At 63.6% G+C, this 11,414-nt stretch carries 9 protein-coding genes and 1 pseudogene; 2 read left to right on the forward strand and 8 right to left on the reverse strand.

The window, feature by feature from the left end; translation table 11 throughout:
- Position 1 precedes the first annotated feature (1 nt).
- From BMY91_RS22335 to BMY91_RS22350, 4 genes are all read right to left on the reverse strand, one after another.
- The gene (locus BMY91_RS22335) at positions 2–1,066 is read right to left on the reverse strand and encodes an enoyl-CoA hydratase/isomerase family protein (protein WP_090826198.1); all 1,065 of its coding nucleotides are present in this window, start codon (positions 1,064–1,066) and stop codon (positions 2–4) included.
- The gene (locus BMY91_RS22340; protein ID WP_090826233.1) at positions 1,066–2,565 is read right to left on the reverse strand and encodes a CoA-acylating methylmalonate-semialdehyde dehydrogenase; all 1,500 of its coding nucleotides are present in this window, start codon (positions 2,563–2,565) and stop codon (positions 1,066–1,068) included. Before BMY91_RS22340 ends, BMY91_RS22335 begins: the two co-directional genes overlap by 1 nt.
- A 161-nt stretch (positions 2,566–2,726) precedes the next feature.
- Entirely contained in the window at positions 2,727–4,118 is a 1,392-nt protein-coding gene (locus BMY91_RS22345) for a cryptochrome/photolyase family protein (protein WP_090826201.1), read from the reverse strand.
- 93 nt (positions 4,119–4,211) lie between these two features.
- Positions 4,212–4,550 (reverse strand): hypothetical protein, encoded by a 339-nt coding sequence (locus BMY91_RS22350; protein WP_090826237.1) that lies wholly within the window; start codon positions 4,548–4,550, stop codon positions 4,212–4,214.
- A gap of 288 nt (positions 4,551–4,838) precedes the next feature.
- On the opposite strand from BMY91_RS22350, the gene BMY91_RS22355 reads away from it, so the two are divergent.
- Entirely contained in the window at positions 4,839–6,992 is a 2,154-nt protein-coding gene (locus BMY91_RS22355; protein WP_090826204.1) for an amylo-alpha-1,6-glucosidase, read from the forward strand.
- A 29-nt stretch (positions 6,993–7,021) separates the two neighbouring features.
- Here BMY91_RS22355 and BMY91_RS22360 read toward each other — a convergent pair whose 3' ends face one another.
- A complete protein-coding gene (locus tag BMY91_RS22360) occupies positions 7,022–8,437 on the reverse strand; it encodes a ferredoxin reductase (protein ID WP_090826206.1) in 1,416 nt (471 codons plus the stop codon).
- Positions 8,434–9,735, reverse strand: coding sequence for an aromatic ring-hydroxylating oxygenase subunit alpha (locus BMY91_RS22365; RefSeq protein WP_090826209.1), 1,302 nt, complete (start codon positions 9,733–9,735; stop codon positions 8,434–8,436). The genes BMY91_RS22360 and BMY91_RS22365 overlap by 4 nt, the downstream gene beginning before the upstream one ends.
- A gap of 172 nt (positions 9,736–9,907) precedes the next feature.
- Between BMY91_RS22365 and BMY91_RS22370 the strand changes: the two genes are divergently transcribed.
- Positions 9,908–10,840: a LysR family transcriptional regulator gene (locus BMY91_RS22370; protein WP_090826212.1), complete on the forward strand. Its 933-nt coding sequence runs from the start codon at positions 9,908–9,910 to the stop codon at positions 10,838–10,840.
- 11 nt (positions 10,841–10,851) lie between these two features.
- On the opposite strand, the gene BMY91_RS22375 is transcribed toward BMY91_RS22370, so the two are convergent.
- The gene (locus tag BMY91_RS22375; RefSeq protein ID WP_090826216.1) at positions 10,852–11,076 is read right to left on the reverse strand and encodes a hypothetical protein; all 225 of its coding nucleotides are present in this window, start codon (positions 11,074–11,076) and stop codon (positions 10,852–10,854) included.
- Positions 11,073–11,414: pseudogene (locus BMY91_RS22380) on the reverse strand (pyridoxal 5'-phosphate synthase lyase subunit PdxS); the annotation flags it as partial. The pseudogene BMY91_RS22380 and the gene BMY91_RS22375, both read right to left, overlap by 4 nt.

Genomic DNA, 11,414 nt, shown 5'->3' on the forward strand with positions numbered 1-11,414 from the left:
TTTAGTTCGACTGGACTGGAGTGGCTGAAAGTCCCAGCTCGCGTTCGCCGAGCGGCGCAAAGTAGCCCTCGACGTCGGACTCCCGGACTTCGGCGAGGATCGGTGGCTTCCATTGCGGGTTGCGGTCCTTGTCCACCACTTGCGCGCGGATGCCCTCACGGAAATCGGGCCCGGCCAGGCATCGCAGGCCCACGCGGTACTCCTGGTCCAGCGCCTCCTCCAAGGAGAGACCGCGGACGCGTCGCAGCGATTCCAACGTGACCTTGACCGACGTCGGTGATTTCGCCTCGATGGTGTCGGCCGCAGCAGTTGCATCGTTGCCCAAGGTGCGAAGGCTCCGGACGATCTCCTCCGCATCCTCCCGCGCATACGCGGCATCGATCCACTCGAGTTGCGCCGCCAGGACCGAGTCCGGCGCGGTGTGGACGAAGCGTTCGACGGCGGCCTCCGCCGTCGAGCTTTCCAGCGCTTCCGCCAGAACGGGGAGGCTTGCGGACGGAACGAAGTGGTCCGCGAGCCCCAGGAACAGGGCGTCCGCGCCGGATAAGTGCGCCCCGGTCAGGGCTGCGTGCGTGCCTGCCTCCCCCGGTGAGCGGGAAAGAAGGAGCGTGCCACCGACGTCGGGCACGAAGCCGATGGTGGTTTCCGGCATGCCGGTCCGCGTCCGCTCAGTCACTATGCGGACGGAACCGTGCGCCGAAACGCCCACGCCACCACCCAGGACCAGTCCGTCCATGAATGCGACGTAGGGCTTGGGATAGTGCGAGATCAGCGCGTTGAGCCGGTATTCGTCAGCCCAGAATTCGGCTGTCTCAGTGCCGCCGTGAAGCATGTCTTTGTAGATGGCCACGATGTCGCCACCGGCACACAGCCCACGGTCGCCCGCGCCGCGCACCAACACGGTGGCAACGGCGTCGTCGTCGGCCCAGGCCGTCAGCTGCCGGAGCATGGCTTGAACCATTCCGTGGTTCAGCGCATTGACTGCTTTCGGCCGGTTGAGCGTCACGATTCCGAGGGGGCCCCGACGCTCAAAGAGAACTTCGTCTTCTGTCTCCGGAGCCCCCATCAGCTGCCTGCCGGCATGATGAAGCTGGCGCCCTGGCGAATGCCGGAGGGCCACCGCGACGTCACGGTCTTGGTCTTGGTGTAGAAGCGGAAGGCGTCGGCGCCGTGTTGGTTGAGGTCGCCAAAGCCGGAGGCCTTCCAGCCGCCGAAGGTGTAGTACGCGATCGGCACGGGAATGGGCACGTTGATGCCCACCATGCCCACTTCGACGCGGCTGGCGAAGTCGCGGGCAGAGTCGCCGTCGCGGGTGAAAATGGCGACGCCGTTGCCGAACTCGTGCTCGCTGCAGAGCCTGAGCGCTTCATCATAGTCAGCCGCGCGCAGCACGCTGAGGACCGGCCCGAAGATCTCTTCCTTATAGATCTTCATGTCCTTGGTGACGTTGTCGAAGAGCGTGGGGCCAACCCAGAACCCGCCGTCGTAACCGTCCACGGTGAGGCCACGACCATCCGTGACCAGGGTTGCGCCCTCGTCCACGCCGGACTGGATGTAACCCTCGATCCTCTCCTTGGCAGAAGCGGCCACCACGGGGCCGAAGTCCGAGTCCTTGTCCAGGCTGTGGCCTACTTTGAGGTCCTTGACGCGTTCGGTCAGTTTGGCCACCAGGGCGTCAGCAGTTTCCTGTCCCACCGGCACGGCAACGGAAATCGCCATGCAGCGTTCGCCGGCGGAACCGTACCCGGCACCCATCAGGGCGTCGGCTGCCATGTCCAGATCGGCGTCGGGCATGATCACCATGTGGTTCTTCGCGCCGCCGAAGCACTGCGCGCGCTTGCCGTGCGCCGCGGCCGTTGCGTAGATGTACTGGGCGATGGGCGTGGAGCCCACAAAGCCGATGGCCTTCACCCGCGGATCTTCGAGCAGCGCATCCACGGCTTCCTTGTCCCCGTTGATCACGTTGAACACGCCGTTGGGCACGCCGGCTTCGCTGTACAGCTCCGCCAGGCGCAGCGGAACGGAAGGATCCCGCTCGGAGGGCTTGAGGATAAACGCGTTACCTGCCGCGAGGGCCGGTCCGGACTTCCACAGCGGAATCATGGCCGGGAAGTTGAACGGCGTGATGCCTGCGACGACGCCCAGTGGCTGGCGCAGCGAGTGGACATCGATGCCCTGGCCGGCGTTGTCCGAAAACTCGCCCTTGAGCAGGTGTGGCGCGCCTGCGGAGAACTCCACTACCTCGATGCCGCGCTGGATGTCGCCCTTGGCGTCGGCGAAGGTCTTGCCATGCTCGGAGGACAGGAGCGTGGCCAGTTCATCCATGTTCTCGTTGACCAGATCCACAAACTTCAGGAGGATGCGTCCCCGGCGCTGCGGGTTCATGGCCGCCCATTCGAGCTGGCCCTTTTCTGCATTTGCGACGGCGTTGCGGACCTCGTCCGCGCTGGCCAGCGGAAGCCGGGCCTGCACTTCGCCCGTGCAGGGATCGTAGACATCGCTGAACCGGCCGGAGGTGCCGTCGATCCTCTGGCCGTCTACGTAGTGGGAAAGCTCGCGCACCATGGTGGAATGCTCCTTTGCATCGTGAATGACTGCCGTGCCGCCGGGTGCTGGGACCGCTGCGGGGAACACGTGACCAACTGTGATCCAGGTCATCTCTGAACCCGAATATACTCGGACTTCCTACTAATTTCCAGAGGCTGTTTCCGCGGACGTGGCCGGAGCTAGTGGACTTCCTTCATTCCCTTGTACGCCTCCAGCGCCTCGGCCCGGGTGGTCTTGAGGTCCACAATCTCTTCCGGGTAGTCGGGAGTCCCAAACTCAGGTATCCAGTGGGCAATGTACTTCCCCTGGGGATCAAACTTCACCCGCTGGGCCTCCGGGTTGAAGATCCGGAAGAACGGCGAAGCATCCGCCCCGGAGCCTGCCACCCACTGCCAGTTGGCCGGGTTGGACGCAGGATCGGCATCAACCAAGGTGTCCCAGAACCACTGTTCACCCAGCTGCCAATGGATCCCGAGGTTCTTCACCAGGAAGCTGGCGGCAACCATGCGGACGCGGTTGTGCATCCACCCCGTATGCCAGAGCTGCCGCTGCCCGGCGTCAACCATCGGGAAGCCGGTGCGCCCCCTTTGCCAGGCGTGGAACTCTTCAGGGGCGCTCTCGTGGCCAGGGTGCCGGCCATTACTGCCGTCACTGCCTGGCCAAGCCCACGGGAAGCGGTCAAACTCCGTGCGCAGGTTGGCTGTGGCCAAGCGCGGGTTGTGGAAGTACTGGTGCCAGCAGAACTCACGCCATCCCAGCTCGGAGGCGTAAATGCTGGCGCTTTCGGAGCGTTTGGACCCCAGGGCGTGCCACACCTCGAACGGGCTCAGCTCACCCCAGCGCAGATAAGGCGACAGGCAACTGCTGCCATCGGTATCAGGACGGTTGCGGCCCTCGCTGTAATGGGAGAGCCCTTTGTTGACGAACCCGGCGAGGCGCTGATGTCCGGCCGCTGACCCCGGCGTCCACATCTCCGCCAATCCCCCGGACCAGTCAGGCTTGCTCGGCAGGAGCTTCCAGGAATCCAGGCGGTCATAGGCCGGCAACTCACCCGTGTAACCATGGCCTGTTGCGGGCACAGCCAAAGGCTCGCGGAAGTCCTGCGCGGACACCGTCCGCCAGAACGGTGTGAAGACCTTGTACTGACCGCCCGTTTTGGTGGTAACTTCCCACGGCTCATGGAGGAGCGACGCCTGAAAGCTGGCCACGTGCATTCCGGCCCCGCCCGCCCACGCCTTGATTCCGGCGTCGACCGTTCGCTCGGCCGAACCGTACCGTCGGTTCCAGTACAGCGCGCCGGCACCTAGCGCCGTCGCAGTCTTCTGGACGATGTCCGAGGCGGGACCGCGGCGAAGCAACAACGCGATGCCGAGCTTTTCCAGATCATCACGGAGCGCCGTCAGCGAATGATGGAGCCACCACTTGGCGGCGCCGCCGTGCGGACGAATGCCCGGTGACTCTTCGTCGAGGACGTAGAGGGCCACCGCCGCACCGTCGTCCACCGCGGCACGCAGGGCCGGGTTGTCAGCGACCCGCAGGTCATCACGGAACCACACGATGGACGGTTTCACTTATTTCCTCTCGACGGCCAGCAGGAAATGGGAACAGCCCATGCCCCATAAGAAATCCTAGGGGCATGGGCTGCACGAATGCTGTCCGTGGGGTCAGGCGATGGACGGAACAGCTTCCTGGCGTATCTCCACCACGGGGATGTCCGTAGCAGTCTCAGTCCAGATGGGAACGCTGTTCATGACGTAGTCCCTGGCGGCCGGTCCCACCATGCCCATGCCGGGATAGATACGCCGGCCCTTGTCTTTGATGGGCTTGAGGCCTTCAACGGCGAGTGCCGTCTTGAAAGCGGAGTCGGGGATAGGGATTTTGCGGCCGAGAACGCACCAACTGATGTACAGGCCGTAGAAGGTGTCAAAATCCAGGCCCTTTTCAGTGTCGTCCTCGGACACCACGCACTCGCGTAGAAAGCTGCTGATTTGGGTGTCGGTCATTACGGGGCCTCCGGCGTCGGAAGAGAAAAGCGGGCCGCCGGGCTGCATCAGCGAATGTCCTGTCTCCTCACTATAGACCCCTGCCGGGCTGACCGTACCCGGAAGTAGGTTAACTTTGGGTTGCTGAACCGTGATGCCGCCCGTGCCAAGGCGGGCAGACGGACTCCGCGCGGAACCGCCCCGAGGCTCTGGTGACATCCCACAGTTGGGCGTAGCTTCAGATAAAGCCACACACCCCGGAACCCCGAGCGGGACGAACAGTCCCGGCGTGATGATTGGAGGCACCAAGTGGCTGGATGGAACGCAGACACCGCCGCGGGACCACTCGGCTCCGGCACTGTAACCCTCGTGGAAGGCTCCACGTTCTGCATTTCTGCGGCCAATGGGGACATCAGGCCGGACCTTCCGCAAGGGGTATTCCACCTGGATACCCGCATCCTGTCCCGTTGGGAATTGACCGTCAACGGCCAGCCGGTGGAACCGCTGGCGGCAGAGACCCGGGAACCGTACCGGGCCTTGTTCGCAGGCCGCGTGCCGGGCTCCAGCGGTTATGCCGACAGCCCGCTTCTGGTGGAGCGGCTCCGCGAGGTCGGAGCCGGCATCCTTGAGGACATCACCATCCGGAATTACTCCAAACAGCCGGTCGAGTGCAGTATCACGCTGGCCGCGGAGGCTGACTTTGCCGATCTTTTTGAAGTGAAGGACGCCCGGATCACCAGGGAGTGGATGGAAACGCGTCGCTTGGAAGGTGACTCGTTGGAAATCCGCGGCCAGTGGGAAGGGCTGAAGAAGGGCGTGGTGATCCGGGCAGAAGGAGCCGGCGCAGGAGCCAAGGCCCTGGGATTCAGGACGAGTATTCCTGCTTTCGGGCAGTGGAGTACGCGTATCAGCGTGATGCCCTCCCTCGGCGGGACGACTGCTCCTTTCACGCATCCCGGGCGGGGAGAAATGTCACCCAGCGACAGGCGGAGGCAGGAGTGGGTGGCCAAGATCCCGGTTCTGCAAATCGCCAATCGGGCCATTGAAAAGACACTGCGCCGGAGCTATGAGGACTTGGGCGCACTCCGCATCCAGGACCCGGACCACCCGGAGCGCGTGGTTGTGGCCGCCGGAGCGCCGTGGTTCATGACCCTGTTCGGCCGCGACTCCTTGTGGGCCTCAGAGATGGCGCTTCCCGTTGATCCCTCCCTGGCGTTGGGCACGCTGCGCACCCTGGCCGAACGCCAGGGCAGCATGGTGAACACAGCTACGGAGGAAGAACCCGGAAAAATCCTGCACGAGGTGAGGCTCGATGTCGGCTCCGGCCAGGCTTTGGGCGGCAAGTCCGCCTACTACGGCAGTGTGGATGCCACGCCGTTGTTTGTTGTGGTCCTCGGCTCGGTGAGTCGCTGGGGTTTCGGCAAGGACACCATTGCAGCGCTCCTGCCCAATGCCGACCGCGCGCTTGCCTGGATCCGCGACTACGGAGATCGTGACGGAGACGGCTTCGTGGAATACGGCCGCCCCAACCAGCACGGGCTCATCAACCAAGGGTGGAAAGACTCGTGGGACGGCATCAATTTTGCCGATGGCACCCTCGCGCAACCGCCGTTGGCGCTGTGCGAGGTCCAGGCCTACGTGCATGGCGCCTACGTGGCACGGGCGTGGATGGCTTACGACGACGGCGACCTCGCCTTGGCGTCCGAGCTCCGGGAGCGCGCGGATCGCCTCAAGCAAAAGTTCAACGAAGAGTTTTGGCTCCCGGACAAGGGCTACTACGCCATCGCTTTGGACCGCGACAAACGGCCCGTGGATGCCTGCGCGTCCAATATGGGCCACTGCCTATGGTTCGGCCTGATTGATGAAGATAAAGCCCCGTCCGTGGTGGAGCACCTCATGTCTCCGGAAATGTTCAGCGGCTGGGGAGTCAGGACGCTGGCCAGCACCATGGGCGCCTACAACCCGGCCAGCTACCACAACGGATCGGTGTGGCCACATGACAACGCCCTGATCATGTCAGGGCTCCTGCGCTATGGATTTGTTGAAGAAGCCCAGCGCATTGGCACGGCGCTGCTCGAGGCGGCCGAGCACTCCGGCGGACGGCTCCCCGAACTCTTCTGCGGCTTCGACCGCGAACAGTTCAGGGAGCCCGTTCCCTACCCCACTGCCTGCTCCCCGCAAGCGTGGGCTGCCACTACTCCCATCCACGTGGTCACCAGCCTGATGCGCTACGACACACACATCTCCCTGGGCGGAATCTGGCTGGACCCGGTGCTCCCGGCATCCTTCGGTGCCCTGCACATCAGCAACGCCCCCATGGGCGACGCCCGGATCACCATCGACGCGTCCGGAGGGGAATCCAGTGTCCGTGGCATACCCGAAGGCCTCACTGTCCATCGCGGGCAACGGCCATGGATGTCCGAGCTTGTAGAACGCGCGCACCACCAAACGCCCGAGGACTAGGGCCGTTATTGGACGACGGCTGTTAGTTCCTAAGCGTCGATCACCATGTCGGTCTTCGCCGTAGAGCAGCAGGGAAGGAACTTGCCTGCATCGATTTCACGGGCCCGGATGCCGCCCTGATGGTTCATGTCCACCTCCCCTGCAAGTTTGACCACCTTGCAGGAACCGCACATGCCTTCCTTGCAGTTGGCGCCGATCCGGACGCCCGCACGCTGCGCTGGCCCGAGGATATGTTCGTCGGGGTCGATGCGCACATTGATGCCGGTACGCAGGAAGGACAGGGTGAGGCTTCCCGTTCCCACTGTTTCGAAGCTTGACGCGTCAGGTGTGGCAGCTTCCTGTTCCACGTCCGCACCTGCACCGGACGCTTCCGGATCCGACACGTCCGGCTCGGCGGATTCCAGCTCCAGACCGGTCGCCTTCAGGGTTCCCTCGGCGTCGTAACCGGGCTCGTAGAGCCCGAACGCCGCGGGCTGGCTTTCGTAGTAGTCCTCGGCTGACTCCGCTATTTCCTCGGCGATCTCCTCCGCGATGTCCGCTGCATGCGCAAGCTCCGCCTGATATTCAAGGATCGTCTGGCGGTCGCCCGTAAAGAACTCCATGTGGATGGAGGTGTCATCGACGCCCACCTTCCCCAAGAGCTCGGTGGCGGTATTCAGATAGCCTTCGGGGCCACAGGCATAGACCTGCCGGCCGTTGGCATCAGGGGCCACTTCCTCCAACATGGCCGCCGTCAGCCTCCCACTGAGACCTTCCCAGTCCTCAGGTTTGCCGCGGTCACCCAGGGAATAGAACACCTTGATCCGCGAGTCCACGGAAGCTATGTAGGCGAGCTCTTTGTTAAAGGCAAAGCCCGCGTCCGCCGCTCCGTGGTACAGCACCACCACATCGGCCTGTCCGGGCAGGGAGTGGATGGTCCGCACCATTGACATGATGGGGGTGATCCCTGCACCGGCGGCCAGCAGGAGGTACCGTGCCCGGCGGTCGGCATCGGGCAGGTGGAATGCCCCCACCGGCCCGAGCATCTCCAAAACGGTGCCGGGCTTGATGTTCTCATGCACCCACGGTGACACCAGGCCCGTCGGATCGCGCTTAACAGTGATGTCGAAGGTCCACGGTTTGGTGGGTGCGCTGGACAGCGAATAACTGCGGTCGGCCGGATCCTGGTCCTCGCCGTTCACAGGGAAGGCAACATTCACGTACTGGCCGGCACGGAACGCCAGCGGCGCGCCATCGGAGCGACGGAACACGAAGGTCATCATGCCGCCCACTTCGGGAACGATCTCCACACATTCGGCCATGAACTCCTGCGGATGCCACGGACCCAAGGCACGGGCTGCACTGGCTGGCCCTTCGGTGCTGCCCATCACCCTGTTCCACGGCATTTCAAGGCCGCGGATGCGATGTGGTTCCTGGACTACCGTCTCAATGAGGAGTTCCGTCATGCCAAGTGCTCCTGCACCCGCTGCACGTACCAGTTGATGAACGCCTCCACCTGGTATTCACTCTTCATGTAGGGGCCGGGCTCGTAAGCGGGGCTGCCGGCGCCCTTCTGGCACAGCTCCACAAACGCCTTGTCCTGCAGGTTGGTCTGCTCCCAGGTGTAGGTGAGTTTGGCGAGATCGTAATCCACGCCTTCCACGGCGTCGTCAGCAACCAACCACGTGGTGCGTACCAATGTCTGGTGTTCGTTGATGGGGAAGACGCCAAACGTGATGACGTGGTCGCTCTGGAAATGGAACCAGCTGTTGGGCTGCAGGTGCATCGAGCAGCGGCCCAAGCGGAAGTCGCGCAGATCGCCCAGCAACTTCTTGGAAAGCCTGCGACCATCGGCCGAGAACGACTCGCCCTCGCCGTCGAGCGATTCACGTGAGATGCGAATCCCCGCAATGCGGGTATCAAGCTCTTCCACCACCTCATAGGGAAGGCCGTAGCGGCGGCAGCGCTCCTCCAGCGAGGCCTGTGCTTCCTTGTTGCGGTCCCACACTTCTTCCAGGTGCGCCGGAATCAGGCCCTCCGTCAGTCCCCAGGTGGGGAAAAGAGAACAGGCAAGCTCAGGGTGGCCGTCGCAGTGGTAGCACTCACGGTTGTTCTCCATGACGAGCTTCCAGTTGCCCTCCTCCACGATGTTCTGCTGGTACGCGATCTTCGTCTTCGCCAGATCGTGGGGCGCGAGGTACGGCTCGAAGATCTTGGCGGTTTCGTCGAAATCCGCCGGCGGTTCGTCAGCAATGCAGACAAAGATGAGTCCAGCCACTTCACGGCTGTGCGCCCGCTTGAGGCCGAAGCAGCCCTTGTCGAACTTTGTCTCTCCCGGTGCCGAGGCGTGGATCAGGTTGCCTTCCGGGGAGTAGGTCCAGGAGTGGTAGCCGCACACCAGGTTTCCGGTTGACCCCGTGGATTCGGTCAGGACCCGGGCGCCGCGGTGGCGGCAGACGTTGTGCAGGACGTTCACGCCGCCGTCGTCGTTGCGCAGCACGATCAGGGAGTAAGGACCGTAATCGACGGTGATGTAGTCCCCCGGCTCCGGCAGCTCGGCGATGCTGCCGGCAAAGATCCAGTGCTGGCCAAAGATGGCCTGCATGTCGACGCTGAAGATTGTGGCGTCGGTGTAAAAGGGCGCATCGAGGGAGTATCCCTTGCGCCGGAACTCGAACAAGCTGCTGATTTCTTCCAGCTGCTCTGCAGGCAAGGATGAAGCGAGTTTTCCGCGTGAGTTGAGGGGCAAGACCGGAACAGACATGTATTTCCTCCCAGGAGGCGTGGGTGTAAGTGTGTGGTTCATTGGGGAGCGCGGTGCATCATCGCAACCGGCGTTATCGAAGTCTTCGTAGTACGAGATTAGGGATCAATGCCCTGCAACAAAAGCGCAATATTTTGGAGATAACCGTGCACATTCGGTGCATGATGGGTGCATGATCGATCCAAGGCTCATTACGCTTCGGGTATTTGCCCGCTGCGGCACCGTCGGAGCAACCGCCGAGCTAACGGGCTACTCCCCTTCCGCCGTCTCCGCTCAGCTGCGCGAACTCCAGCGCATGCTGGGAATGCAGCTGCTGACCAAGGACGGCCGGGGCGTCCGGCTCACCGCCACCGGGAGGTTTCTGGTGTCCGGCTCAGACGCACTGATTGCCGAATGGGAGCGACTGCGCGCGGCTGCCATGGAGGCCGGCGACCAGGTGCAATCGCGTTTTGGTCTCGGCGGATTCTCGACGGCGGCCGCCCAGTTGCTCGCGCCGCTTGCCGCCGCCCTGCGGTCAACCCGACCCCTGCTGGAGGTGCAGGTACTGGAGGCCAACCCGGCCCGCTGCTTTGACCTGCTGGTTGCCGAGCGCATCGACCTTGCGGTGATTGTTGCCATGCAGTCCGATACCTACGTTGAGGACGATCCCCGCTTTGAACAGATGGTTCTGCTGGACGATCCCCTGGATGTGATCATTCCCGGTGACCATCCGCTGGCATCCCGGGAATCGGTGACACTCGAAGAGCTCGCTGGAGAACCATGGATCACGGAGGCGGCCGGCTCCACTTACCACTCGCTCTTCACTGCGGCATTCACGGCGGTGGGTGTGACCCCGCGCATTGCGCACGAGGCCGTGGAATGGGAGACCCAAATCGCCTTTGTGGGCGCTGGGCTTGGCGTGGGCCTGCTGCCGCGACTGGCGCCCCTGCATAGTGCCGAAAACGTGGTTCGGCTCCGCATTACGGGCAAAGGGAGGCCTTCGCGCCGCATTGTTGCTGCGGTGCGGAGGGGCAGCATCGCTTCACCGTTGGTCCAGGAGTCGCTTGGCATCCTTCAGAGCAGCGCCCAGAGGATCCTTACGGCCCGGCCCGAGGACGAGCGCTGAGCAGGCGTCGCTCACGCCCAGATCTGGTAGCCCGTGGACCTGTCAAAAAGCCTTCGCGTGAAGGGGCCTGAGGCCGCAATCCACAACACGGAGTTATCATCGGCGGCCTGCTCCACCACTCCGGTGGTGACGTGTGCGCCCAAGTGCCACACCTCTACCGTGTGCCCGGTCAGCTGGGCCCAATCGTTCCGCAGGCCACGGCCGTTAACGGTTTTGACGAGCGCGAGATCCGTCATTGGCTGATACCCACCATGGCTTCGCCCAGGCCGCGGGAGACCTTGGCGATCACGTCGGGATCGTCGTAGAAGGTGGTGGCCTTGACGACGGCGGCGGCACGCTGGGCGGGGTTGCCGGACTTGAAGATACCGGAGCCAACGAACACGCCGTCGGCGCCGAGCTGCATCATCATCGCAGCATCAGCCGGGGTAGCAATACCGCCGGCGGTGAACAGGACCACGGGGAGCTTGCCCGTGGCGGCAACTTCCTTGACCAGCTCGTACGGGGCCTGCAGTTCCTTGGCCGCAACATACAGCTCGTCCTCGGGCAGGGCAGACAGCTTGGCGATCTCGGCACG

Source organism: Arthrobacter sp. yr096 (assembly GCF_900108925.1).
Taxonomy (GTDB): Bacteria; Actinomycetota; Actinomycetes; order Actinomycetales; family Micrococcaceae; genus Arthrobacter.